The sequence below is a fragment of the Delftia sp. DLF01 genome (assembly GCF_014852125.1).
Taxonomy (GTDB): domain Bacteria; phylum Pseudomonadota; class Gammaproteobacteria; order Burkholderiales; family Burkholderiaceae_C; genus Comamonas; species Comamonas acidovorans.
This window is the reverse complement of record NZ_JACVAZ010000002.1, coordinates 791,328-817,137: the sequence shown is the minus strand read 5'-3', so window position 1 is coordinate 817,137 and position 25,810 is coordinate 791,328. Positions and strand designations below refer to the sequence as shown.

The 25,810-nt window shown below is 66.4% G+C and carries 22 protein-coding genes; 18 read left to right on the top strand and 4 right to left on the bottom strand.

Features of this window, described 5'->3' with window-relative positions; genetic code table 11:
- Positions 1-1,044 (top strand): acyltransferase family protein, encoded by a 1,044-nt coding sequence (locus IB269_RS12120; protein ID WP_192367247.1) that lies wholly within the window; start codon positions 1-3, stop codon positions 1,042-1,044.
- Positions 1,045-1,055: 11 nt separating this feature from the next.
- Positions 1,056-2,198: an acyltransferase family protein gene (locus IB269_RS12115; protein ID WP_192367246.1), complete on the top strand. Its 1,143-nt coding sequence runs from the start codon at positions 1,056-1,058 to the stop codon at positions 2,196-2,198.
- Here the strand turns inward: IB269_RS12115 and IB269_RS12110 are convergent.
- Positions 2,121-5,912 carry a methyltransferase domain-containing protein gene (locus IB269_RS12110; protein ID WP_192367245.1) on the bottom strand — a complete coding sequence of 1,264 codons (3,792 nt, stop codon included), beginning with the start codon at positions 5,910-5,912 and terminating at the stop codon, positions 2,121-2,123. The genes IB269_RS12115 and IB269_RS12110 overlap by 78 nt on opposite strands.
- A 344-nt stretch (positions 5,913-6,256) precedes the next feature.
- On the opposite strand from IB269_RS12110, the gene IB269_RS12105 reads away from it, so the two are divergent.
- From IB269_RS12105 to IB269_RS12035, 15 genes are all read left to right on the top strand, one after another.
- Positions 6,257-7,030 (top strand): glycosyltransferase family 2 protein, encoded by a 774-nt coding sequence (locus tag IB269_RS12105; RefSeq protein WP_043819891.1) that lies wholly within the window; start codon positions 6,257-6,259, stop codon positions 7,028-7,030.
- 5 nt (positions 7,031-7,035) lie between these two features.
- Complete coding sequence (locus IB269_RS12100; RefSeq protein ID WP_081816121.1) at positions 7,036-8,139, top strand: glycosyltransferase family 4 protein; 1,104 nt, start codon at positions 7,036-7,038, stop codon at positions 8,137-8,139.
- A gap of 109 nt (positions 8,140-8,248) precedes the next feature.
- Positions 8,249-9,139: an acetylglutamate kinase gene (argB, locus tag IB269_RS12095; protein ID WP_012203251.1), complete on the top strand. Its 891-nt coding sequence runs from the start codon at positions 8,249-8,251 to the stop codon at positions 9,137-9,139.
- A 121-nt stretch (positions 9,140-9,260) separates the two neighbouring features.
- Positions 9,261-9,980: a response regulator transcription factor gene (locus IB269_RS12090; RefSeq protein WP_012203252.1), complete on the top strand. Its 720-nt coding sequence runs from the start codon at positions 9,261-9,263 to the stop codon at positions 9,978-9,980.
- A gap of 37 nt (positions 9,981-10,017) precedes the next feature.
- Positions 10,018-11,505 carry a sensor histidine kinase gene (locus IB269_RS12085; RefSeq protein ID WP_123694099.1) on the top strand — a complete coding sequence of 496 codons (1,488 nt, stop codon included), beginning with the start codon at positions 10,018-10,020 and terminating at the stop codon, positions 11,503-11,505.
- 82 nt (positions 11,506-11,587) lie between these two features.
- Positions 11,588-12,283 carry a nucleoid occlusion factor SlmA gene (gene slmA, locus IB269_RS12080; protein WP_012203254.1) on the top strand — a complete coding sequence of 232 codons (696 nt, stop codon included), beginning with the start codon at positions 11,588-11,590 and terminating at the stop codon, positions 12,281-12,283.
- A 186-nt stretch (positions 12,284-12,469) separates the two neighbouring features.
- Positions 12,470-13,177 carry a TetR/AcrR family transcriptional regulator gene (locus tag IB269_RS12075; RefSeq protein WP_013804200.1) on the top strand — a complete coding sequence of 236 codons (708 nt, stop codon included), beginning with the start codon at positions 12,470-12,472 and terminating at the stop codon, positions 13,175-13,177.
- Positions 13,178-13,240: 63 nt separating this feature from the next.
- Positions 13,241-15,046, top strand: coding sequence for an acyl-CoA dehydrogenase C-terminal domain-containing protein (locus IB269_RS12070; protein WP_012203267.1), 1,806 nt, complete (start codon positions 13,241-13,243; stop codon positions 15,044-15,046).
- Positions 15,047-15,126: 80 nt separating this feature from the next.
- On the top strand, positions 15,127-15,567 hold the full coding sequence (locus tag IB269_RS12065; RefSeq protein ID WP_012203268.1) for a DUF2147 domain-containing protein: 441 nt from the start codon (positions 15,127-15,129) through the stop codon (positions 15,565-15,567).
- A gap of 54 nt (positions 15,568-15,621) precedes the next feature.
- Positions 15,622-18,024, top strand: coding sequence for a 3-hydroxyacyl-CoA dehydrogenase/enoyl-CoA hydratase family protein (locus IB269_RS12060; RefSeq protein WP_012203269.1), 2,403 nt, complete (start codon positions 15,622-15,624; stop codon positions 18,022-18,024).
- A gap of 23 nt (positions 18,025-18,047) precedes the next feature.
- Positions 18,048-19,244 carry an acetyl-CoA C-acyltransferase gene (locus tag IB269_RS12055; RefSeq protein WP_043789926.1) on the top strand — a complete coding sequence of 399 codons (1,197 nt, stop codon included), beginning with the start codon at positions 18,048-18,050 and terminating at the stop codon, positions 19,242-19,244.
- A gap of 178 nt (positions 19,245-19,422) precedes the next feature.
- On the top strand, positions 19,423-20,325 hold the full coding sequence (locus IB269_RS12050) for an alpha/beta fold hydrolase (protein ID WP_016451807.1): 903 nt from the start codon (positions 19,423-19,425) through the stop codon (positions 20,323-20,325).
- A 37-nt stretch (positions 20,326-20,362) separates the two neighbouring features.
- Positions 20,363-21,193 (top strand): acyl-CoA thioesterase, encoded by an 831-nt coding sequence (locus tag IB269_RS12045; RefSeq protein WP_192367244.1) that lies wholly within the window; start codon positions 20,363-20,365, stop codon positions 21,191-21,193.
- Positions 21,194-21,209: 16 nt separating this feature from the next.
- A complete protein-coding gene (locus IB269_RS12040; RefSeq protein ID WP_013804194.1) occupies positions 21,210-22,004 on the top strand; it encodes an enoyl-CoA hydratase in 795 nt (264 codons plus the stop codon).
- Positions 21,998-22,489, top strand: coding sequence for a thioesterase family protein (locus tag IB269_RS12035; protein WP_043819902.1), 492 nt, complete (start codon positions 21,998-22,000; stop codon positions 22,487-22,489). Before IB269_RS12040 ends, IB269_RS12035 begins: the two co-directional genes overlap by 7 nt.
- Positions 22,490-22,530: 41 nt before the next feature.
- Here IB269_RS12035 and IB269_RS12030 read toward each other — a convergent pair whose 3' ends face one another.
- Together IB269_RS12030 and IB269_RS12025 are read right to left on the bottom strand one after the other, a co-directional pair.
- Positions 22,531-23,910 carry an MATE family efflux transporter gene (locus IB269_RS12030; protein WP_043819903.1) on the bottom strand — a complete coding sequence of 460 codons (1,380 nt, stop codon included), beginning with the start codon at positions 23,908-23,910 and terminating at the stop codon, positions 22,531-22,533.
- Positions 23,907-24,374, bottom strand: a complete 468-nt coding sequence (locus IB269_RS12025; RefSeq protein WP_013804191.1) for a MarR family winged helix-turn-helix transcriptional regulator — start codon at positions 24,372-24,374, stop codon at positions 23,907-23,909. Before IB269_RS12025 ends, IB269_RS12030 begins: the two co-directional genes overlap by 4 nt.
- A 218-nt stretch (positions 24,375-24,592) precedes the next feature.
- On the opposite strand from IB269_RS12025, the gene IB269_RS12020 reads away from it, so the two are divergent.
- Positions 24,593-25,258 carry a bactofilin family protein gene (locus tag IB269_RS12020; protein ID WP_012203277.1) on the top strand — a complete coding sequence of 222 codons (666 nt, stop codon included), beginning with the start codon at positions 24,593-24,595 and terminating at the stop codon, positions 25,256-25,258.
- 75 nt (positions 25,259-25,333) lie between these two features.
- On the opposite strand, the gene IB269_RS12015 is transcribed toward IB269_RS12020, so the two are convergent.
- On the bottom strand, positions 25,334-25,810 hold the full coding sequence (locus IB269_RS12015) for an acyl-CoA thioesterase (protein ID WP_013804190.1): 477 nt from the start codon (positions 25,808-25,810) through the stop codon (positions 25,334-25,336).

Below are 25,810 nucleotides of genomic sequence, written 5' to 3'. Positions count from 1 at the left end.
ATGCAGGAGCCGGCACCCACGATCTCTTCACCCGTGCGGCCTGCATATTCCAATGGCTTTGATGCACTGCGCATAGCCGCTGCATCTGCAGTCATTTACAGCCATCATTTCCATATCACGGGCACCAGACCGCCATCGTGGCTGCATGCTGACATGGTGGGCGGCGTGGCAGTGATGACTTTCTTCACGATCAGCGGCTTTCTTGTCACGTTGAGTTGGCTGCGTGATCCTCGGGCGGCGGCCTTCATGGCCAAGCGTCTGTTGCGGTTGTGGCCGGGCATGCTGGTGGCTGTTGTGGCTGGCGTGCTGCTGTTCGGCCCGGCATTTACTTCATTGCCACTGAAGGAGTTCTGGCTTCATCCGCAGACCCTGGATCACTGGCGCAATCTGCTGCTGATCAAGGACTACGCCTTCATGCCGGGCGTGTTTTCTTCCAATCCGCTGCCAGGGCTGATGAACGGCCCTTTGTGGACCATCCCCATCGAGCTGATGTGCTACGTGGTGCTTGCTGCACTGGGCATATTGGGCGTGCTGCGGTCCAGGCTTCTTGCCAGCCTGGCCGCAGCCGGATATCTGGTCTTTTTCCTGACACAGCGCAATGCCGATTTGGCTGGAACCATGTTTCATTGGTTCGAGTATCCGGCCTATTTCGCCTATGGCTCGCTGATCGCGCTATTGCAGCCTGCCTTTGCTGCCCATGGTCGAAGCTTGCTGTTGATCCTGGCACCTGTGGCTGCGGTGCTTTTCTTTGGCTTGAAGCTGGAGCACTCTGCCGGCCTGCTGCTGCTGCCGCCGCTGCTCATCTATTTGGGTTCCATGCGTTCTAGGGTGTTTTCCGGGTTGCATCGACTCGGAGATCCTTCTTATGGTGTCTACGTGCTGGGTTGTCCCATCCAGCAGGCAGTTCAGGCACTGTGGCCTCAGCTGCCATTCCACTCCAGTCTGGCGCTTGCATGGCTGCTTGCGCTGGCTGCTGGTTATGCCTCCTGGCACTTGGTCGAGTCGCCGATGCTGCGGCTCAAACACTTGGTGTTCCGCACCTAGAAGGGAGTGTCATGCGCAGCGTTGAAGAGAGGGGGAACCGCTTTGACATGCTGCGCTTGACGGCGGCGCTTGCAGTGTTTGTTGCGCACGGAGAGTTTCTTTACCGCCTGCGTCTTGCCGAACCCTTTGCCGGCCACAGCCTGGGGTCGCTTGCGGTCTATGTATTCTTCTTCATGAGCGGGTATCTGGTATGCCAGAGTTGGATGCGCGAGCCGGTCTGGCATGCCTTCTGGCTGAGGCGGCTGATGCGGATTTTTCCGGGCCTGATCATGGCCGTGGTTTTCTCGGTTTTCGTCATCGGCTGGGCGATGACCTCGCTTGATTCGCTGCAGTACTGGCAGTCACCGCAAACCTGGAGTCATCTGATCAACAACATGACAGGGCAGGCCACGGTTCAGATACTGCCGGGCGTATTCGAATCCAATCCCTTTGCCTATACGGTCAACGGGTCCCTGTGGACGTTGCGGTATGAGCTGGCGATGTACCTTGTGCTGGCCACCTTGGCATGGCTTGCAAGAGGCAAGCGCTGGATCCATCCCCTCATGGCTGGCGTACTGGCGATCCTGTGGCAGATGTCCAGAGTCAAGGGGTGGGACCAGGGCCTGGGTGCCATCCACACCCCGCTGGTCGATATGTTCCGCTGGCGGGACTTCTGCGGATTTGGTGTTCCCTTCTTTCTGGGAAGCACGATGGCTGCGTATGGCATACGCCATCGCACATGGATGGCTGCAGCCGCGCTGGTGCTGGCTGTATGCGCATTGCTCACCGCCAGCACCTGGATGCGCCAAGTGGCAGTATGGGGATTGGTGGCCTGCGCAAGTTTTTATCTTGCCCATGCAGGCCATGTGGCCGCAAGCCACCGTTGGCGCACCGATCTTTCTTATGGCGTCTACATCTACGCCTTCCCCGTCCAGCAGGCCATGACGGCCATTTGCCTGCGTGAGGGCTGGTCATTGGGCATCTGCATGCTGCTGTCGCTTGCCTTGACATTGGGCCTGGCCTTGATGTCATGGTATGGCGTGGAGCGGCCCTGCATCCGGATGGCGCAGCGATGGCTGGCGTTGCCTGGGCGGCGCCTAGGCCTGCAGCCAATTCTTGACCCGGCGCTGCCAGTGCGCGGGAATGCGCCTGGCCACGCCGCGCAGGATGGGTAGCGAGCGCAGGTGGGCCAGCAGGATCAAGGCCCCCGATCTTGCAGCATGGTCCTGGCGTTGCAGGCGATGTGTGGCCAGGAAGGCCGCATCCAGTGGCTGGAGCAGGGCCTGATCGCGCGGCCGCAGCCCCTGGAGATAACCGTCGCCATAGAAAGTGGCTCCCGGCTGGGCGGCCGCACTCCCTGCTGCGGCGGGTTGCTGCGGTGGCTGCCCTTCAATGAAGTGGCGTTCGCGTATTTGCGCGAAGAAGTCCAGCCATTGGGCGGTGCTGGTGTCCCAGGGCATGACCCAGGACCAGTCGCGGCCCGCCAGCCTTTCGGGAAAGGCCCCTATGTCGGGCGCGACGATCGGCAGCCCGGCGGCCAGGCAGGCGCTCAGGGTGTAGCTGTAGGTCTCCGGCCATTGGGCGGGGAACCAGGCCAGATCGGGCTGCAACCACTGCAGCAGAGCAGGCAGTTCTTCTTCCTTGTAGCCGCCGTGCACGGTCAGGCGTGCGCGCGGCTGGGTCTGCAGGCTGCGGTAGCCATAGCCGAGCAGATGGAATTCCACAGGAGCTCCCCGCTTGGCGGCTTCGATCGCCACGGCTTCCAGTACGTCTGCGCCCTTGATGGCGCTCATGGCTCCCAGTACGACGATCTTGAGCGGGGCCGTGGCAGTCAGCGGGTGTGCCACCGGGGCCGGCAGCTGTGCTGGCAGGTCGGTGTGGGCAACTGCCTGGACGCGTGCACCGGGCACGAAACCGGCAATCCGGTTGGCCGTGTCCTGGCTGGGGGCCAGCACATGGCGCGCGTTGTTCAGCAGCAGCGCATTGCGGTGGCGCCACTGGGCCACGGTGCCGGCGTAGGGGGCTGTATCCGTGGGTTCGCAGCAGCCGCACTCGCCCGCACGGGGCGGCTCGACGTAGCGGTTGTCGATGCCCGTCAGCGAGATGTTCTTGCAGTAGGTATAGAAATCATGGACCGTGAAGTCATGGGCCGCACCCAGACGGGCGGGAAGGTCCAGGATGGCTTCGCTGTGGCCCAGGAGATGCTGGTAGTGCACGTGCACCACGCCCAGTTGGCGCAGGGCCTGCACCAGCTCCTCCATCTGGTCGTTGAGGCGGAAGGCGAGCTCGAATGCTTCCTTCTCCTCGGCACGGCGCAGGACCACGACGCCACCGGCGGCCGGGGACAGCATGAGGAACAGGGCCTTGCCTTGCAGGAACTGCGCCAGTTCGCGCACATGGCGCACTGTGCCGCCCGCCCGGTCGTGGAGCACGGCCAGCACCACAGGCTGGTGTGCGGCTTGTGCCTGCAGGCGTGCCACATCCAGCGCAAGGCGCGCGGTGCGCGCAGGGTCGGCCTGGACGAAGGCCATGACATCGGCTTCGTAGCGCGGATGCAGGCGGCGCAGGGTTTCCATGGCGGCACGTTCACGCGGGCTCTTGCTTTCTCCGAAGCTCACGCCGCCTGTGTGCAGCACAAAGGTGTCCAGCAGATGCAGGTTGCGCCAGCCAGCGGCTGCGGCACGCTGGCAGAAGTCGTTTTCCTCGCCATAGCCCTTGCCGAAGTGCTCGGTGTCGAACAGGCCGACGGCGTTCAGGCTGTCGCGGCGGATGTACATGCAAAAGCCCACGCCGGTCGGCACGTCCACCACCTGGCCGGGATTGGTGCGCGCGCACAGTGCGTCGATGGCGGCCGTATCCATGCCGGGCGGCAGGTCGTTGCCCTCGCAAAAGCGCGGGTAGCTGCAGATGGTGGCGTTGTTGGAGAACGGAGTGACGGAGGCGATGCGTGCATCGCCGTAGGCAGCCTGGCGGATGCGATCCAGCCAGTCATTGGCGACCACGGTGTCACTGTTGAGCAGCAGCACGTCATGGGCGGTGTTCAGTGCCATGCCTCGGTTGACGGTGCCGACGAAGCCGAGGTTTTCCTCGTTCTCCAGCAAGGTGATGCGGGGCTCTTGTGCCGCCTTCTCGCGCAGCCAGGCCGTGACTTCGGGCTCCGGGCTGGCATCGTTGATGACCACGAGTTGCCAGTGCGTGCGGCAGGGGCTGGCCAGAACGGATTCGATGCAGTTGCGCGTGTCGTCCAGGCCCCGGTACACAGGCACGATCACATCGACAGGCTGCTGGGGCATCGGCTGGGGTACGGGGGTATGGAGGACGGGGGCAGGCACGGGCGTGCGGCCCAGCAGGCGGTCAATGCGCATCTTGGCGTGGACGAGGGGGCGCGTGGCCCGGAAGACGGTGGAGTTCTCGATGTCGCGCAGGTGCTGTTCCAGGCGCGCGAAATCCCGCTGTACGCGGGTGGCCTCCTGTTGCCAGATGGCGCGCTCCTTGCTCTGTGACTGGTGGCTGTCTTCCAACAAGGCATTGCGGTGCTGCAGGCGCTGGATCGAAGCACTGCGTTCCTCCAACTGCTGGACATCCTGCGCATGCTGCTGCTCAAGCAGCATGCGCTGTGTGTGCCATTGGTCCTGCAGCTCATTGGCCCTGCTGCGTTCCTGCGCGATCTGCCGCTCAAGCGGCTGCACGGCCCCGGCCAGCGCCAGATAGTCGGCCGACATGGGCCATCCCATCTCGATCTCCAGCGAGGCGCCACGCAAGGGGGTCAGGGTTTCTGCGGGAATGGGAAGTTCGAACCAGGGGTCATCGCCGGTCAGCAGCAGCATCAGCGCGAATGCGCCTGCCGGATGGAGCCCATTCCACACGAGCTGATGGTGCGGGCGTTGCCCCAGCAAGGCGGCGTCCGAATCCTCGGGCAGCCATTGCCAGACGACGGCGCCTTGCGCATCGAGCAAGGCCAGCCGGTGCAGGTGTACGAAGCCCGGCCGGTCGGCCAAGTCCAGGCGCAGATGGCTCAGCGAAGTGTTGTGGTCGGGCAGTGCAAAGCGCAGGGTCTGGCGTGCCTGGCCAATGATGCCGGTGGTGGAGAGCTTGCTCTCTTCGTCATAGCGGCCAGCGCTCGCCATGTAGAGCTGGGCCGTGAACAGCGCATGCCCCTGGGGGTAGTTCAGCGGCGGCTCGATGGGCAGCGCCTGGGCGGCGGGCGCCGCACTGGCGATGAACTGGTAGGCCAGTGCATCGGGCGTGGCCAGCAGGTGGCGGGCAACGGCCGGGGGCAGGCTGTCGTAGGCGACGCGGAATTCCGACTCGGGAAGAGCGCGCTCGATGGTGTCGATGCCATCGACCTGCCAGCCTTGTTCGGCCAGAAAGCGCGACAGCGAGCGCCGCGTGAAAAAGCGCAGGTGGGTCCGGTCCAGCAGGCCTTCTTCGCGGTAGCGGAATTCGCCATGCAGCAGTTCTGCCACCAGGCCGCTGTAGCCTGCGTTGGGTACGGAGATCAGCAGCCGGCCTTCGGGTGTCAGCCGCTTGCGGCAGGCAGCCAGGATGCGCTCGGGCTGGCGCAGGTGCTCGAGCACGTCGGCGCAGACGATGTAGTCATAGCACGCGTCGCCGAAGAGCTGGTCCAGGTCGCAGTCCTCCAGGTCGGCCACATGGACATGGCGGTAGAAGGGCGCGGCATGGCGTGCCTCTTCCTGGCTCAGGGTGACGCCGTCGCAGACGCATTGCTTGTGCTCGGCGAGAAAGGCGCCCAGCGCGCCGCTGCCGCAGCCCAGATCCAGTATGTGCGCCTGGGCCCGGACATGGCCGGCCAGCACGGACAGCGACGTGCGCTCGTTCAGATCGACGGTGCGCAGGTAGACGTGGGGATCGGGAATGGGTGTGGTCATAGGAAATGAGGTGCCAGGCGCGGTCCGGGCAGGGATCGATCGCCCGTCATATTCATCTGCGCCAGTCGACCGTGGCCGGTCCGCAGAGAGCGGCGGAGCACGCCCACGCCAGGCGCAAAAAATCCCGGAAGTCCGGGCGGCAGATTGTCGCGCATCATAATCCCGGCCACCGCAGTGATTGCATGGCATGGCGGGTTAATGACATTTTGTGCGGCTGTTGCATTTCCTTGCATCACGGCATACCCGCTGACGCCTTCCGGGCGCCTTCCGCTGAATACTCGGAGCCGCCGTTTTTTCGGCGCAGGTGTGCGGGTTGGAATTTGAAGATCTGAAGGGCGGCATTGATGGGTTCATCGTTGGTCGTGTCGGTGGTGAGCCACGGACATGGCGCTCATATACAGAGGCTGCTTGAATGCCTGGGTTCGGCGCGCCTTGCGCCGATGTCCCGCGTGGTGCTGACGCTCAATATTCCCGAACCGGAGCCCCTGGCTCCAGCGACCGGCTGGCCTTTTGTCCTGGAGATCCGGCGCAATGCGCAACCCCTGGGTTTTGGCTGCAACCACAACCGGGCGCTGGCGAATGCCCGGGAGGCGTTTGTCTGCGTGATCAATCCTGACGTGTACTGGGGAGCGCAGGAAGAGCCGCTGCAAGAGCTTCTGGCGCTGGCGGCCCGGCCGGGGTTGGCCCTGGCCTATCCCCCGCAGATCGGCGAAGACGGCACGCTGCAGGATTTCGAGCGGGAGCTGCCATCTTTCTGGAATTTGCTGCGACGCAAGTTGCACGGACGTGTGGAGCAGCGTGTGGAATGGGTCAATGCGGCCTGCCTGGTGCTGGGCCGGGACAGCTGGATGCGGCTGCGTGGGTTTGACGAAGGTTTCTATATGTATTGTGAGGATGTGGATCTGTGCCTTCGCCTGCGGGTGCTGGGCGGAGAGCTTCGGCGCGGTGAGTTGCCTGTCGTCCATGCGGGTCAGAGGGCGAGCCGGCGCAGCCTGCGCCATGGCGCATGGCACGTGGCCAGCCTGCTGCGGCTGTGGAGCCGTCCGGCCTACCGCAAGGCCCGAGCCCTGCCGCAGGCAGCGCCCTCGCTGCGCAGTCTGCACGGGGAGTCATCGTGATCTGGATGGCGGTATTGGCCTTCATGGTGTCTTGCACCGGCTGTGCACTGCTGGTGCGCTGGGCCGGGCGGTACGCGAAGAGTTCCTACGGTTACGACAAGCCGCAGCGTTTCCATGTGGGCGAGGTGCCACGGCTGGGCGGCGTGCCCATGTACCTCGGACTGGCTGTCTCCTGGGGCGTGGGCACCTGGCTGAGCATGCGCGGAGATCCTTCTTCGCTGCGCATGCAGTTGTGGGTTGTCGTGTGCCTGGCCGCCATGCTGCCGGCTGTGGTCGGGGGGATCATCGAGGATGTATCGCAGCGCCTGAGCGTGCGTTACCGCCTGGTGCTGACCCTGCTGAGCGCCGTGCTGGCGGTTTTGCTGTGCGGCCTCACTGTGCCCCGGCTCGGCTGGCCCTGGCTGGAGCAGGCACTGGGTCCGGCCATGCCCTGGTTGGGCATGGGCCTGGCCGTGCTGGCCCTGACGGGCCTGCCCCATGCCTTCAACATCATCGACGGCTACAACGGGCTGGCCGGCATGGTGGCCACCATCATCTGCCTGGCGCTGGCCCACGTGGCACTGCAGGTGGGGGACCGGACCCTGGCCGCCATGCTGGTGACGCTGGCCGCCGCCACCTGCGGCTTCCTGGTCTGGAACTACCCGCGCGGCATGATGTTTGCAGGCGATGGCGGGGCCTATGTCTGGGGGCTGGCGATTGCCCTGGCCAGCATTGCCCTGGTGCAGCGCAATTCCGCAGTCTCGCCATGGTTTCCCATGCTGCTGTTGATCTATCCGGTCTGGGAGACGGTGTTTTCCATTTACCGCAAGCTGATGCGCGGCATGTCGCCGGGCATGGCGGATGCCCTGCATTTCCACCAGTTGATCTACCGGCGCATCGTGCGCGGCGTGTTCGACGACGATCTGGCACGGCGCATGCTGCGTCGCAATAACCGGACTTCGCCCTACCTGTGGGCGTTCACGCTGCTGACCGTGGTGCCGGCATTGCTGTTCTGGAGCAACACGCCCGTTCTGGTGGGTTTTTGCCTGCTGTTCGTGGTCAGCTATGTGATCGCCTATCTGGCCATCGTGCGCTTCAAGCTGCCTGGCTGGATGCAGAACAATGGATGATGTCTGGGCGCCATGGGCGTTCCGTCATCCGGGCATGCAACACTGCCGCGCAGTTGCGGCACAATGCCCGCCTTGTTGTTGACTACTTCCACGCCCCAGGGCTAGCACCATGAACGATATCCTCTCGATTGCCCCCCGCGACAAGGCCGAAATCCTCGCCCAGGCCCTGCCCTACATCCGCAAGTTCCATGGCAAGACCATGGTCATCAAGTATGGCGGCAACGCCATGACCGATCCGGCCCTGCAGGCCGACTTCGCGGAAGACGTGGTGCTGCTGAAGTTGGTGGGCATGAATCCGGTGGTGGTGCATGGCGGCGGGCCGCAGATCGAGACGGCCCTCAACCGCCTGGGCAAGAAGGGCGAGTTCATCCAGGGCATGCGCGTGACCGACGCGGAAACCATGGAAGTCGTGGAATGGGTGCTGGCCGGCGAGGTGCAGCAGGACATCGTGGGCCTGATCCATCAGGCCGGTGGCAAGGCCGTGGGCCTGACAGGGCGCGATGGTGGCCTGATCCGCGCACGCAAGCTCAAGATGGTCGACAACAAGGATCCGAACATCGAGTACGACGTGGGCCAGGTGGGCGATATCGTCTCCATCGACCCCAGCGTGGTGCGCGCGCTGCAGGATGACGCCTTCATCCCCGTGATCAGCCCCATCGGCTTTGGCGAGGAAAACGAGAGCTACAACATCAATGCCGACGTGGTCGCCAGCAAGCTGGCCACGGTGCTGCAGGCCGAAAAGCTCGTGCTGCTGACCAACACCCCCGGCGTGCTGGACAAGGCGGGCAGCCTGCTGACCGACCTCACGGCGCGCGAGATCGACGCCCTGTTCGCCGACGGCACCATCTCGGGCGGCATGCTGCCCAAGATCAGCGGCGCCCTGGATGCCGCCAAGGCCGGCGTCAACGCCGTGCACATCATCGACGGCCGCGTGCCGCATGCCATGCTGCTGGAAATCCTGACCGACCAGGCCTACGGCACCATGATCCGCAGCCATTGAGGCCCGATGGCGCGGACTTTGCGGTTCGCGTTACCATCGCGCATGGCCCGGGCGTGGTCTGACGGCCTGGGCCGGTTTGCTGCAAGCCGCCTTTGGGCGGCTTTTGTTTTTTAGGTTTGATATGCGTTTGCTTCTTGTGGAAGACGATGTGATGGTGGCCAGCGGCATCAAGCTGGGGCTGTCCGATGCGGGGTATGCCGTGGACTGGGTCGGCAGTGCCGAGCGCGCCCTGGAGGTGCTGGCCCAGGAAGCCTTCGACCTGGCCGTGATCGACATCGGCCTGCCGGGCATCGACGGGCTGGAACTCACACGCCGCCTGCGCAGCAGCGCGGTGGAGAGCTCGGCCATGCCCGTGCTGATCCTGACGGCGCGCGATGCGCTGCAGGACCGCGTGCAGGGCCTGGACCAGGGCGCCGACGACTACATGGTCAAGCCCTTTGAGCTTCCCGAACTGCTGGCCCGGCTGCGTGCGCTGCTGCGCCGCTCGCAGGCAGCCACATCGGCCGTCCTGAGCTTCGGTCCCATCGAGCTGGACACGGCGGGCCGCCGCGCCGGTGCACGCCAGCCTGCGCAAGACGATGAGAGCGAGGGAAAACTGCTGCCCATCGACCTGGGTCCGCGCGAATGGACCGTGCTGGAATACCTGCTGATCCACGCGCCCAAGCCCGCCAGCAAGGACAAGCTGCTGCAGGCGCTCACGGGCTGGGACCGCGAGATCACGCCCAATGCCGTCGAGGTCTATGTCTCGCGCCTGCGCAGCAAGCTGGAGCCGCATGGCGTGGCGCTTCGTTCCATCCGTGGCTTCGGCTATCGGCTGGAACTCTCGCATACTGCCGCCTGATGCGTACATGGCGCATGGCCCCAGGCGCTGACCGCCCATGACGGCCAATCTGCGCCTTCGCCTGCTGGTGCTGCTGGTGGTGCCGCTGACGCTGCTGGCACTGATGGGCGGCTGGTTCGGCTATCGCTCGGCAGACGAAGCCTCCACCCAGCATGACCAGCGCCTTTTGCGCCTGCTGCCTGCGCTGGCCGATTCGGTGCTGGCGCCGTCGATCGCCGAGGGAACGCCGCCCCTGGTGGCGCTGACGCCCGCCATCGAGGACGTCTTGCGCCAGCGCGGCGACGACGTCGGATATGCCATAGGTGACCTGCAGGGCCATGTCGTTGCTGGCGACACCTGGATCCGCTTCGACGTGCCTTCCACGCCGCTGGCCGAGTTCCACAGCCAAGAGCATGACGGCCTGACCTACCGCGTGGCCGTCATGCGTGCCGAAACCTATGGCGCCGGTGAAATGGTGCTGGTGCTGGCCGATGGCGGTGATGTGCGTCAGCAATGGGTGCGCCAGTTGCTGCTGCATGTGCTGCTGCCCAGCGTGCTGCTGATCGCGGGTGCCGGCATCGCCATCTACTGGTCGGTCAGCCGGGCTTTCCGGCCGCTTCTGACCCTGACCCAGGCAGTGGAGCGGCGCTCGCCGCGCGACCTCAGTCCCATCTCGGAGCACAGCTCGCCGGCCGAAGTCCGTCCGCTGGTGCGCTCGCTCAATCGCCTATTTGCGCTGGTCAATGCACAGGCCGAAGGCCAGCGGCGCTTTGTGGCCGATGCGGCCCATCAATTGCGCACGCCGCTGGCGGCCTTGCAGGCCCAGGTCGAGGCCTGGGCGCTGAGCGCGCAGGCTGCCCAGGCCGAGGCGCGGCGCAAGGGCACCGAGGCCCAGGTGGTGCTCAGCGTGACGCAGATCGAGCAGTTGCGCGATGCCACGCGGCGCACCTCGCAGCTGGCACGCCAGCTGTTGGCGCTGTCACGTGCCGACGCCCGCAATGCCGAAGTCCAGCCGCTGCAGAAGGTGGACCTCAAGGACCTGTGCGAAAGCATGCTGGAAATGTTCTTCGACCAGGCCAGCGCCAAGGGGCTGGACTTCGGCCTTGACGTTGCTCCGGCCAGTGTCTGGGGCCACAGCTGGCTGCTGCGCGAACTGGTGTCCAACCTCGTGGACAACGCCATCAAGTACACGCCGCCCGGCGGCAGCGTCACGCTGCGCTGCGGCATGTACCATGGCGCGGCACAGTCTGCGGATGAACCGCAAGGCTGGGCCTTCCTGGAGATCGAGGACGACGGCCCCGGCGTGCCCGAGGCCGAGCGCTCGCAGATCACGCAGCGCTTTTACCGCGCGCAGGGCGCGGCCGGCGACGGCACGGGGCTGGGATTGGCCATTGCCGAAGAAATCGCCCTGCTGCACCAGGGCACTCTGGCCTTTGGCGCCGCAGCGCAGGGAAAGGGCCTGCTGGTACGCTTGGAGCTTCCATTGCAAATGCCGGCCATGCTCTCGGAAACAATAGCAGCGCAAGCAACAGGCAAGCGATCCTGACGGTTGCGCTCATGGGGACAGCTTTGTGCGGAGTTGCCGCCGAGGGCTGTGAGAGAATTACTTACAAATAGTTGATCTGCTTATGTCCGAGTCTGAAGTTCTGTCGCCTTTATCCGCTCCTGGCGCTGATGTCGTTTCCGACGAAGCCGCCTCCGCTTCCGCCCCTACGCCTGCGCGCAAACGCCCCAAACCCGGGGAGCGGCGCGAGCAGATCCTGCAGGCGCTTGCGGCCATGCTGGAGAAGCCGGGCGCAGAACGCATCACCACGGCAGCGCTGGCAGCCCATCTGGGCGTCAGCGAGGCAGCCCTGTACCGCCACTTCGCCAGCAAGGCCCAGATGTTCGAAGGACTGATCGAGTTCATCGAGCAATCCGTCTTCACGCTGGTGCAGCAGATCGTCGGGCGGGATGTGCCGGAGGAAGAGCGGCCCGCAGTGGATGGAATGCGCCAGGCCAGCCGCGTGATCTCCCTGGTGCTGCAGTTTGGCGAGCGCAACCCCGGCATGGTGCGCGTCATGGTGGGCGATGCCATCGTCTTCGAGCACGAGCGCCTGCAGGCCCGCATGAACCAGTTCTTCGACCGCATCGAATCCACGCTGCGCCAGTGCCTGCGCCCCGCCGCCGGTGCGTTGGGCTCCTCCGCCCCGACGGTCGATGCACAGGTGGCCGCCAGCGTGCTGACATCGTTCGCGCTGGGCCGCCTGCAGCGCTACGCGCGCTCGGGTTTCCGCCGCCTGCCGACTGAGCATCTGGAAGCCAGCCTGGCCTTGATGGTCTGAACATGGGCCAGCGGATCCCAGAGTCCGCTTTGCAGCAAAGCCACCCGCTTGCGCCGGTGGCTTTTTTCATGGGCGCGCGGTGGATGGGTCTGCATCGGGTGGCTAGGTGTTTTCCCCCGCATGTCTTCGCCGCGACAAGCTTTCCATGCAAAATAGCACGAACGTTCGTTTTAACAAGAATTTCGCATGTCCAGCGTTTCCGCCCCACGCCGCACCACCCGTTTGACCGCTGACGCCACGGCCGATCCCAAGGCGGGCTCTTCCGTGCACGAAGCCGCTGCGCCCGCGCCGCGCCGTGCGCTGCACAAGGGGCAGCAGACCAAGGCCACCATTGTGGAGGCTGCCCTCAACCTGGCCACGCACATCGGGCTTGAGGGCCTGTCCATCGGCGCTCTGGCCGAGCTGACGGGCATGAGCAAGTCCGGCGTGTTCGCGCATTTTGGCTCGCGCGAGGAGCTGCAGATTTCCGTGGTGCATGAGTACCACGACCGTTTCGAGCAGGAAGTGTTCTTTCCCGCGCTGGAGGCGCCGCGCGGCGTGGCGCGTCTGCGGGCGCTGTTCGACAACTGGATGAAGCGCACTTCGATCGAGCTGGACTCGGGCTGCATCTATATCAGCGGCGCCGTGGAGTTCGACGACCGCACGGGGCCGGTGCGCGATGCGCTGACGGCCTCGGTCCAGACCTGGCATGCAGCCATGCGCCGCACCATCGTGCAGTGCCGCGAAAGCGGCGACCTGCGTGCCGACCTGGACGAGAACCAGCTGTTGTTCGAGATCCACGGCCTGATCCTGGCCCTGCATTACGAGGCACGCTTTCTGCGCAACGAAGGCTCCATGCAGCGCGCCATCGACGGCTTCGAGAGCATTCTGGCGCGCTACGCCAGCCCGGCCTGATTTTTTCGCTTCCACCGTTTTCACCGCATCCACCGCAAACCCCGCCATCACAGGAGAAGACAAATGCCCAGCTACAACCCGCCCCTGCGCGACATGCAATTCCTCATGCACGAGGTGTTCAAGGTCACGGACGACTACCAGCAGATGACGGCGCATGCCGAGGTCGATGCCGACACCATCAATGCCGTGCTCGAAGAGGCGGGCAAGTTTGCGGCCAATGTGACGTTTCCGCTGAACATCAGCGGCGATGCAGAGGGCTGCGTGCTCAACAAGGAAACCCACGAGGTCACCACGCCCAAGGGCTTCAAGGAGGCCTACCAGAAGTATGTGGAAGGCGGCTGGCCTTCGCTGTCCTGCGACACGGCCTATGGCGGCCAGGGTCTGCCCTTTGCGGTGAACTCGGCGGTGTACGAGATGCTCAACAGCGCCAACCAGGCCTGGACCATGTACCCGGGCCTGTCGCACGGCGCCTATGAAGCCCTGCATGTGCACGGCACGGAAGAGCAAAAGAAGCTGTACCTGCCCAAGCTGACCAGCGGCGAGTGGACCGGCACCATGTGCCTGACCGAGCCCCATTGCGGCACCGACCTGGGCCTGCTGCGCACCAAGGCCGAGCCCGTGGCCGGCGCGCCCGAGGGCACCTACAAGATCACCGGCAACAAGATCTTCATCAGCGCGGGCGAGCACGACTTCACCGACAACATCGTCCACCTGGTGCTGGCCCGCCTGCCCGATGCGCCGGTCGGCTCCAAGGGCATCAGCCTGTTCGTGGTGCCCAAGTTCGTGGTCAAGGCCGATGGTTCGCTGGGCGAGCGCAATCCCATCTTCTGCGGCGCGCTGGAGCACAAGATGGGCATCCATGGCAATGCCACGGCACAGATCAATATCGACGGCGCCATCGGCACCCTGGTGGGCCAGCCGAACAAGGGCCTGCAGGCCATGTTCGTGATGATGAATGCCGCCCGCCTGGGCGTGGGCAACCAGTCGCTGGGCCTGACCGAGGTGGCCTACCAGAACGCCCTGGCCTATGCCAAGGACCGCCTGCAGATGCGCAGCCTGTCGGGCACCAAGGCCAAGGACAAGCCGGCCGACCCCATCATCGTCCACCCCGACGTGCGCCGCATGCTGCTGACGGCCAAGGCCTATGCCGAAGGCGGCCGCGCGCTGGTGACCTATTGCGCCTTCCTGATCGACAAGGAGTTCAACCACCCCGACGAAAAGGTGCGCAAGGACAGCGCCGAGCTGGTGGCGCTGCTGACCCCCATTGTCAAGGCCTTCATCACCGACAACGGCTGGACGGCCACCACTATGAGCCAGCAGGTCTATGGCGGCCATGGCTTCATCACCGAATGGGGCATGGAGCAGTTCGTGCGCGATGCGCGCATCAACATGATCTATGAAGGCACGAACGGCATCCAGGCGCTGGACCTGCTGGGCCGCAAGGTGCTGGGCAACCAGGGCGCCTCGCTCAAGAAGTTCGGCAAGCTGGTGGCGCAACTGGTGGAGGAAGAGGGCGTCAACGAGAAGATGGCCGAGTTCATCAACCCCATCGCCTACCTGGGCGACCAGATGACCAAGTTCACCACCGAGATCGGCTTCAAGGGCATGCAAAACCCCGACGAGGTGGGTGCCGCGTCCGTGGACTACCTGCGTGTGGCGGGCCACCTGGTGTTCGGCTACTTTTTCGCCCGCATGGCCCAGGTGGCGCTGCGCGAAATCGCCAAGGGCAACACCGACCCGTTCTACCAGGCCAAGCTGCAGACCGCGCGTTTCTACTTCGCCAAGCTGCTGCCCGAGACCGCCACGCTCATGCGCACGGCCCGCGCGGGCAGCAAGTCCCTGATGGACACGGACGCAGCGCTGGCCTGAACGGCTTCACTCCAACATGGGAGCGCGGGCTGTGCGCATCAGCGTGGCCTGCGCGCCTTTCTAGGCGAAAGGGGTTTGAAATGAAGGCATATCAAGCACTGGCAGCAATGGTCCTGGGCCTCACGGCTGCCGCAGCGCAGGCGCAGATGACGCCCGTGGGCCTGTGGAAGAGCGTGGACGACAAGAGCGGCGAAGCCAAGTCCGAGATCCGCGTGGCCGAGAACGACGGCGTGGTCACAGGCCGCATCGAGCAGATCCTGCGCAAGGGCGCCGATCCGGCCGCCACTTGCACCGAGTGTTCTGACGACCGCAAGGGCCAGCCGCTCAAGGGGCTGGAGATCATCCGCGGCGCCAAGAAGGCCGAGGGCAAGGACGTCTGGGAAGGCGGCAAGATCCTCGACCCTGAAAACGGCAAGACCTACACGCTGCGCCTGACGCCCATCGAGGGCGGCGCCAAGCTCGAGGTGCGCGGCTCCATCGGCCCCTTCGGCCGCACCCAGACCTGGGTGCGAGTGCAGTAAACCATTCCGGAGGGCGGCCGCAGCGGCCGCCTTCCTCCCACTTGTGGAACATCCATGTCCCGATTCAATGTGAAGAAAGTCGCCGTGCTCGGCGCTGGCGTGATGGGAGCGCAGATCGCGGCCCATCTGGTCAATGTCAAGGTGCCCGTGGTGCTGTTCGACCTGCCTGCCAAGGAAGGCCCGAAAAGCGGCATTGCCGAGCGCGCCATCGCCAACCTCAAGAAGCTCAAGCCTTCGCCCATCGGCGTGGCCGAGGACGCGGACCTGATCCAGCCCGCCAACTACGAGGAGCACCTCAAGCTGCTCAAGGGCTGCGACCTGATCATCGAGGCCATTGCCGAGCGCATGGACTGGAAGCTCGACCTGTACACCAAGATCGCGCCCCATGTGGCCAAGCACGCCATCGTGGCGTCCAACACCTCGGGCCTGTCCATCACCAAGCTGTCCGAGGCGCTGCCCGACGCGATCAAGCCGCGCTTTTGCGGCATCCACTTCTTCAACCCGCCGCGCTACATGCCGCTGGTGGAGCTGATCGCCACGCCGACCACGCAGCCCGTGGTGCTGGACCAGCTCGAAGCCTTCGTCACCAGCGGCCTGGGCAAGGGCGTGGTGCGGGCCAAGGACACGCCCAACTTCATCGCCAACCGCATCGGCATCGCCGGCATGCTGGCCACCATGAAAGAGGTCGAGAACTTCGGCCTGACCTTCGACGTCGTCGATGACCTCACCGGCAAGAAGCTGGGCCGCGCATCCAGCGGCACCTTCCGCACGGCCGACGTGGTGGGCCTGGACACCATGGCCCATGTGATCAAGACGCTGCAGGACAACCTCAGCGCCGAGACCGATCCCTTCTACGGCAGCTTCGGCACGCCGCCCGTGCTGGCCAAGCTGATCGAGCTTGGCAACCTGGGCCAGAAGGCGAAGAAGGGCTTCTACAAGAAGGTCGGCCGCGACATCCTGCAGTTCGAGCTGGACAGCGAGGACTACGTGCCCGCCGGCGGCAAGGCCGACGAGGTCTATGGCCGCATGCTCAAGAAGCCCGCGGCCGAGCGCCTGAAGCTGCTGCGCAATGCCGAGGGCGCACAGGGCCGCTTCCTGTGGGCCATCCTGCGCAACAGCTTCCACTACGCGGCCATCCACCTGGAGAGCATTGCGGAGTCCGCCCGCGACGTGGACCAGGCCATGCGCTGGGGCTTCGGCATGAAGCAGGGCCCGTTCGAGCTGTGGCAGGAAGCGGGCTGGCTGGAAGTGGCGAAGATGGTTCAGGAGGACATCGATGCCGGCAAGGCATTGAGCAAGGCGCCTCTGCCCAAGTGGGTCTTCGAAGGCCCGGTGGCCGAGGCCGGCGGCGTGCACACGGCGCAGGGCTCGTGGAGCCCCGCCAAGGGCCAATTCGTGCCCCGCCGCGTGCTGCCCGTCTACGAGCGCCAGATCTTCCCCGAGAAGCTGCTGGGCGAAGACAGCCTGCCCGACTGGAAGACGGCCGGCACCACGATCGCCGAATCCAAGGCGCTGCGTACCTGGACGCTGGACGGCCAGATTCTGATCGCCAGCATCAAGAACAAGATGCACGCCATCAGCCCCGAAGTCATGGAAGCGCTGATGGAAGCCGTGGACGTGGCCGAGACCGACTTCCAGGGCATGGTCATCTGGTCGGGCGATGCGCCGTTCAGCGTGGGCGCCGACCTGGAAGCCACCATGCCGGCCTTCGTGATCGGCGGCGCCGACGCCATCGAAAGCGTGGAGCAGGAGCTGCAAAACCTCATGCTGCGCATCCGCTACGCCCAGGTGCCCGTGGTTGCGGCCATCCATGGCATGGCGCTGGGCGGCGGCTGCGAGCTGGCCGTCTACAGCGCGCGCCGCGTGGCGCATATGGAAAGCTACATCGGCCTGGTGGAAGTCGGCGTGGGCCTGGTGCCCGGCGCGGGCGGCCTGACCTATATCGCGCGCCGTGCGGCAGAGAACGCCGCCACCAGCACGGGCAAGGACCTGCTGCCCTTCCTGACCGAAGGCTTCACGGCCGCGGCCATGGCCAAGGTGGGCACCAGTGCCATCGAGTCGCGCAAGCTGGGCTACCTGCTGGACAGCGACCTCATCGTGCCGCACAAGGACGAGCTGCTCTTCGTCGCCATCAACGAGGCCAAGTCCATGGCCGCAGGCGGCTGGCGCGCGCCGCTGCCGCGCAGCTTCCCCGTGGCGGGACGCAGCGGCGTGGCCACCATCAAGGGCTCGCTGGTCAACATGCGTGACGGCGGCTTCATCAGCGAGTTCGACCAGCATGTGGCCAGCCTGATCGCCAACGTGGTCTGCGGCGGCGACGTGGATGCGGGCACCCTGGTGGACGAGGCATATCTGATGAAGCTCGAACGCAAGGCGTTCTGCCACCTGATCGGCCATCCGAAGACCCATGAACGCATTCTAGGAATGCTGAACACCGGCAAACCCGTCCGCAATTGAGGCAGATCGAGGAGAGACAAGACATGAAACAAATCCAAGACGCCTACATCGTCGCCGCCACGCGCACGCCCATCGGCAAGTCGCACAAGGGCTTTTTCCGCAACTACCGTCCCGACGACCTGCTGGCGACCACGCTGAAGGCCGCGCTGGCCCAGGTGCCGGGGCTGGACCCGGCTGCCATCGAGGACATCATCTGCGGCTGCGCCATCCCCGAGGCCCAGCAGGGCCTGAACGTGGCGCGCATCAGCGCCGTGCTGGCGGGCCTGCCCACCAGCGTGGGCGGCATCACCGTGAACCGCTTCTGCGCCTCGGGCCTATCGGCCGTGGCCATGGCGGCGGACCGCATCCGCGTGGGCGAGGCCGACGTGATGATCGCGGCCGGCGTCGAGAGCATGAGCATGGTGCCCATGATGGGCAACGCGCCCTCGCTGTCGCCATCCATCTTCGAGCGCGATGGCGACGTGGGCATTGCCTACGGCATGGGCCTGACGGCCGAGAAGGTGGCCCAGCAGTGGAAGGTCTCGCGCGATGCGCAGGACGCCTTTGCGCTGGAGTCGCACCGCCGTGCCCTGGCCGCGCAGCAGGCCGGCGAGTTCAAGGACGAGATCACGCCCATCGAGGTCACCGACCGGGGCCTGGACCTGGCCAAGGGCGAGCCCGTGGTGCGCACGCGCACCGTGGAGCTGGACGAGGGCGCACGCCCCGACACCAGCCTGGAAGGCCTGGGCAAGCTGCGCACCGTGTTCGCGGCGCGCGGCTCGGTGACGGCCGGCAACAGCTCGCAGACCAGCGATGGCGCAGGCGCGCTGATCCTGGCCAGCGGCGCTGCCGTGCAGCGCTTCGGCCTCACGCCGCTGGCGCGCTTCGTGAGCTATGCCAGCAAGGGTGTGCCGCCGGCCATCATGGGCATCGGCCCCATCGAGGCCATTCCGGCCGCGCTGCGCTATGCGGGCCTCAAGCAGGACGACATCGACTGGTTCGAACTCAACGAAGCCTTTGCAGCCCAGTCGCTGGCCGTGGTCAACACGCTGGGCCTGGACCCCGCCAAGGTCAACCCCATGGGCGGCGCGATTGCCCTGGGCCACCCGCTGGGCGCCACGGGCGCCATCCGCTCGGCCACCGTGGTGCATGCGCTGCGCCGCAAGCAATTGCGCTACGGCATGGTGACGATGTGCGTCGGAATGGGCCAGGGCGCCGCCGGCATCTTCGAGAGGATGTAGCACCCCCTGAGCGGCTTTGCCGCTTCCCCCTCTCTACTCGCTGCGCGAGGGAGGGGGACGACACCCTCGGTGCGGGGCGGCGCGGCCGGCCTAGGCCCTTCCTTGGTGTCTCTGGCGTGGGGCCGCGCCGGTTTTTGACTTGGTGTCAGCACATTGCGGCACCGACCAGGAGACAGCCATGGAACAACACCAACTCAGCAGCGACGGCGCCACGCTGGCGCTGCGCGTCTACACGCCCGCTGGCCCGCCGCGCGCCAGCGTGGTCATCGGCGGGGCCATGGGGGTGCGCCAGGCCTTCTACGAGGCCTTTGCCACCTGGCTTGCTGGCCAGGGCTATCGGGTGACCAGCTTTGACTACCGGGGCCATGGCGATTCCCTGCAAGGATCTTTGCGCCAGGTGCGTGCCGACCTGTGCGACTGGGCGCGCGACTACGAGGCAGTCATCGCCCATGCCAAGGCGCAGTTGCCGGACCAGCCGCTGTTCCTGATCGGCCACAGCCTGGGCGCCCAGCTGCCGGGCCTGCTGCGCTCCCCGCAGCTGGTGGACGGCCTTTTGAGCATTGCGGCCGGCAGCGGCTACTGGCGTGACAATGCGCCTCGCCTCAAGCGCATGGTTCCCTATTTCTGGCATGTGCTGGTGCCCGTGGCCACGCGCCTGTGCGGCTACTTTCCGGGCCGGCGCCTGCGCAAGGTGGGCGACCTGCCGGCCGGCGTCATGCTGCAGTGGCGCCGCTGGTGCCTGAACCCGCGCTACAGCGTGGGTGCCGAGGGCGAGGCCGCCGCGCGCAGCTACGCCGCCGTGCGCTTTCCGGTGATGGCGCTGTCCATGAGCGACGACGAACTCATGACCTGGCGCGGCACCGAGCACCTGTTCGCGCTCTACGCCAATGCCCCCAGCCGCATCGAGCGCATCGAGCCCAAGGCCCTGCAGTTGCGGCGCATAGGGCATTTCGGCTTCTTCCGCGCCGATATGCGCGACGCGCTCTGGGGCCGGGCCGTGGACGTGTTCTCGGGCTGGACCAAGGCGCCGGCAGCCGCGGCCCACCCGCGCTTTCCCTCACCCGCAGAGTCGCCGGCTTGACGGACGCGGGCCCCGCTTGCCATCACACTCGTTTGCCATGAGCACAGACATCCATCCTCTCGACCAGGCCGTGGCGCTCACGCCCACCGGCGCCGTTGGCCACTACCAGGGCCAGACCACGCAGGACTACTGGAACATGGTGGGCCCGTACGGCGGCATCACCGCCGCCGCGCTGGTGCAGGCCATCCAGCAGCATCCGCTGTGCCTGGGCGATCCGCTGTCCATCACCGTCAACTACGCAGCTGCGCTGGGCGCGGGGCGCTTCGACATCGAAGCCCGCCCCGTTCGCACCAACCGCTCCACCCAGCACTGGCTGCTGACCATCACCCAGCCCGACCAGGATGGTGATGCCCAGGTGGTCACCACGGCCACGGCCGTCACGGCCGTGCGGCGCAGCACCTGGGGCGGCACCGACCTGGCCATGCCCGAGGTGCCTGCGCCCGCCACCGTGCCGCGCGTGCCGCCGCTGGGCGGCGTGGAATGGCTCAACCGCTACGACATGCGCTTTCTCGACGGCATCATTCCCCAGACCTGGGATGGCCGCGAGACCGACAGCCTCACGCGCCTGTGGGTGCGCGACGAGCCGCCGCGCGCACTGGATTTTTGCGCGCTGGCCGGCCTGGCTGACGTATTCTTCCCGCGCGTGTGGCTGCGCCGCGCACAGCGCACCCCGGCGGGCACGGTGTCCATCACCGTCTACTTCCATGCGGGGCGCGAGGAACTGGCCGCCGCAGGCACGGGCCACCTGCTGGCCCAGGCGCGCGGCCAGGAATTTCGCAACGGCTTCTTCGACCAGAGCGCCCAGCTGTGGAGCGAGGCCGGCGTGATGCTGGCGAGCAGCCACCAGATCGTGTATTTCAAGGAATAAGCAAGGCAAGACCATCATGAGCGAAACCACCCAGGACATCCTCGTGCACACCGAAGCCGGTGTCTGCACCATCACCTTCAACCGCGCAGACAAGAAGAACTCCATCACCGAGGCCATGTACGCCAGCATGGCCGATGCGCTGGCCCAGGCCGGCGAAGACGCCGCCGTGCGCTGCGTGGTCTTCCAGGGCGACATGGCCATCTTCAGCGCGGGCAACGACATTGCCGACTTCCTCAAGCAGTCGGCCGGCGGCGCCGCCAGGCCGGAGGGCGAGCAGCGCCCCGTCTGGCGCTTCCTGCACAACATCGCCGCCTTTCCCAAGCCCGTGATCGCCGCCGTCTGCGGCCCGGCCGTGGGCATCGGCACCACCTTGCTGCTGCACTGCGACCTGGTCTATGCGGGCGACAACGCGGCCTTCTCGCTGCCCTTCGTGAACCTGGGCCTGTGCCCCGAAGCGGCCTCCAGCCTGCTGCTGCCCCAGATGCTCGGCTACCACCGCGCGGCCGAGGCCCTGCTGCTGGGCGAGCCCTTCCTGGCCGAAGCCGCCCTGGAAGTGGGCCTGGTCAACCGCGTCGTGCCGCCCAGCGAATGCAATGCGCTGGCCCAGGCCCAGGCCAGGAAGCTGGCCGCCAAGCCTCTGTCGGCCCTGATCGAGACCAAGCGCCTCATGAAGGCCGGCCAGTCCGGCCTGGTGCGCGAGCGCATGGCCGAGGAGGGCGCGAGCTTCGGCAAGCTGATGGGCGGGCCTGCTGCCAAGGAGGCGTTCACCGCGTTCATGGAAAAGCGCAAGCCGGACTTCAGCCAGTGCTGAAATCCACGAAGGCCTCCGAGGCGCCCGTGCAGTTCGAGCCCGAGTTCATCGCCGGGCTGCGCGAAGTGTTCGAGCGCCAGATCGCCTTCAACCAGGTGCTGGGCCTGCGCATCACCGAAGTGCTGCCCGAGCGGGTTGAAGGCCGCATCACCATGCGGCCCGAGCTCATCGGCCACGCCGCCTACCAGCGCATCCACGGCGGCGTGATCAGCGCCGGTCTGGACTCCATGGGTGGCCTGGCCGTCATGGCCGCCATCGGCGCCAAGCACATGGACGATGCGCCGCTGCAGCGCCTGCACCGCTTCTCGCGCCTGGGCACCATCGACCTGCGCGTGGACTACCTGCGCCCCGGCATAGGCAGCGAATTCATCCTGCGCGCCGAGGTGCTGCGGCTGGGTTCGCGCGTGGCCAACACGCGCATGGAATTCCTGGGGGCCGATGGCAGCTTGCTGTCCACGGGGACGGCGGCGTACATCGTTTCTTGAAGCATGGCCCGCTGACTGCGGGCCTTCTTTTTTGCGTGTCTTCACCCCCAGCGCGCGCGCCACACGGCCCAGGCCGTGCCTGCGCCATAGGCGGCCATGGCCACGGCCACGAGGATGAACAGCGACTGGGCGCTGCCCAGGCCGCTGGACATGAGCCAGCCGCCGCCCACCACCACGATCAGCAGGCGCACCGTGCCGGCCAGCACGGGAGCCCAGACGCGGCCTGCGCCCAGGGAGGCGAAGTACAGCACCAGTCCCAGGCCGAACAGCCCGAAGGCCGGGCCCACGGTGCGCAGGTAGAGGTCGGCATAGGCGCGCACGGCCGGGTCGCCGGTGAAGATGCCTGACCACAGCTGCGGCCAGACCATGACCACCAGGCCCAGCACGCCCAGCAGGGCGGCGGCCATGGCGCCGCCCGACCAGGCCACGCGGCGCGCGCGGGCCACCTGGCCGGCGCCCATGGCCATGCCCACCATGGGCACGGCGGCCATGCCCACGCCGAAGGCCATGGGGATCAGCAGGAACTCCAGCCGCTGGCCTATGCCGTAGCCGGCCAGGGCCAGCGGGCCCAGGCGGGCGACCATGCCTGTCAGCAGCAGCGCGGCCAGCGCCGTTTGCACGGGCGACAGGCAGGCCAGGGCGCCCACGCGCAGGATGTCGCGGAACATGGGCCAGGCCAGGCGCGGCGTGCGCCAGTCCAGCTGCAGGCGCTGCTGGCCCCACTGCAGGTAGGCCAGAAAGGCCGCCACGGCCAGCACCATGGCCACGATGTTGCCCACGGCCACGCCCGGCATGCCCCAGCGCGGCATGGGCCCCAGGCCCAGCCCCAGCGTGCCGCCGACGGCGATCTGCACCAGCGAGGCCGCAAAGATCACGGCCGACGGCATGCGCATATTGCCCGTGCCCCGCACCACCGAGGCCAGCGTATTGCACAGCCACACCAGGATGGCGCCGCTGAACAGCACGGCGCCAAAGCCTGTGGCCGCTGCCAGCACCTCGCCGCGCCCGCCCAGCCAGCCGTAGAAGGTGGCGCCGCAGAGCACGAAGATGAGCGAGTACAGCAGGCCTGCGATGGCGCCGATCACGATGGCGTGCAGGGCCAGTGCCGAGGCACGCGCGCCGTCGCCCGCACCCAGCGCGCGGCTGATGGCCGAGGACACGCCGCTGCCCATGGCACCGTTGCTCATCATCTGCGTGAGCATGGCCAGCGGAAACACCAGGGCCATGGCCGCCAGCGATACGGTTCCCAGCTGCCCCACGTAGTAGGTCTCGGCCACGGCGACCAGCACCGACATGCTCAGCGCCACCATGTTGGGCACGGCCAGGCGCATCAGGGTGGAGGCGATGGGGCCGCTGACCAACGGATGCGCGGACCCGCTGGCCGCAGCGCCAGGGGCTGCGGAGGGCAGGGCGGCGCTCATTCCGCGCTCTCCTGCGTGGCCGTTTCCAGCACGGGCAGCATGCCCAGCACCAGGCTTTCCAGCGCGCCGATCTGCTCGCTGCCGCACAGCTCGCGCACGCGCTGCTGGGCCTGGCGCCACAGGGCGGCAGCCTCGCGGATGCGGGCGCGGCCTTCGGGCGTGACCACCACGCAGCGGCTGCGCGCATCCGCGCCGGGAACCAGGTCGATGAAGCCGGCCTGCTGCAGCGTGCGCAGGTTGCGCGTCATCGTCGTGCGGTCGGTGTGCAACTGCTCGGCCAGGGCCGAGACCGTGGGCGGGCCGTCGGGCGCATTGCGTGCCTGCACCAGCAGGCTGAACTGCGTGCCGCGCAGGCCGCTGGGCGCCAGCGTGTCGTCATAGAGCTGCGAGATCTTGCGCGACAGGCTGCGCACCATGAAGCAGGTGCAGACCGGACTGGCGGCGCTTGAGGTGGAGGAGGTCATGGGGCGTGGGGCAGGTGGCCTGGAATGGAAATAAGTGTAGATGCACCTATTGATTTGCGCATGTCCGCTGCGCGACCTGCGCATGCGCGGTGTGTGATCGAGAAAGGCTTGCAAGCACATGAAACGGGAGAACCATCTCGTTACCGTTCTTGCGAGATGCCGGCATTTGTTGCCAGTTCGTGTGCGTAGCATCGGATTTTTCCGAAGGAGACCCACCCATGGCTGTTCAGAACCCGTTCTTTGGCAAGCGCGACAACGATGCTTTCACCTCCCGCAACACCCTGGGCAGCGGCACAGGCGCCGCCAGCACGGGCGGCAGCCCTTCGGGAGCCGTCATGCCCAGCTCCAGCGTGAGCAGCCCGGCATCCACCCAGCGCCAGGCCTCGCCTGTGTCGCAGGACTCTCCGGGCAGCAAGCTCACCGTGGGCCCCAACATCAAGCTCAAGGGCGTGGAGATCACCGATTGCGACACGCTGGTGGTCGAAGGCACGGTGGAGGCCACCATGGACTCGCGCGTGATCCAGATCGCCGAGCAGGGCGCCTTCCATGGCACGGCCGAGATCGATATCGCCGAGATCCATGGCGTGTTCGACGGCACGCTGACCGTGCGCGAGAAGCTGGTCATCTACGGCACGGGCAAGGTCAGCGGCAAGATCCGCTACGGCAAGGTGGTGATCGAAGAGGGCGGCGAGCTCACGGGCCAGATCGAGGCCGGCTCCTCGCCGCGTTCATCTTCGGGTTCGGCCGTGGCGTCCAGCGCCTCCAGCCTGTCCTCTTCCTCGTCGGCCGTCTCCAGCGACAGCGCCGCCAGCAGTTCCGCTGCCCTGGCTGCGGCCACCGCAGCGGCTTCGCTGCAGCCGCGCGTCACGCCGTCGCTGGCATGAGCCATCTCTGCTGCCGGAAATGAAAAAGCGACCTGCGAAGGTCGCTTTTTTCATGGCTGCAGAGGCGGGGCGGGTTCAGCCGGCCTGCTGCTGCTTGCGTTCTGCATTGCGCTCGGCCGATGCGCGCCAGGAGCGCACTTGGTCGTTGTCCGGCAGCGACTGGGGCTTGCCCTGGCCGTCGATGGCCACGTAGGTCAGCAGGGCTTCGGTCACCTTGACGAAGCGGCCCTGGTCGGCAAAGCGCTCGGCATAGACCTCGACATCGACCGTGACCGAGGTGCGGCCCACGCGCTGCACGCTGGAGTAGAACGACAGGATGTCGCCCACGCGCACGGGCTGCTTGAAGATGAACTCGTTCACGGCCACGGTGACCATGCGGCTCTGGCCCAGGCGCGAGGGCAGCACGGAACCTGCCAGGTCGACCTGCGCCATGACCCAGCCGCCGAAGATGTCGCCATTGGCGTTGACATCGGCGGGCATGGGAATGACCTTGAGAACCAGCTCCTTGTCTGCGGGCAAGGGATGGGGCGGGAGGTCGGGGCGGGGTGGCAT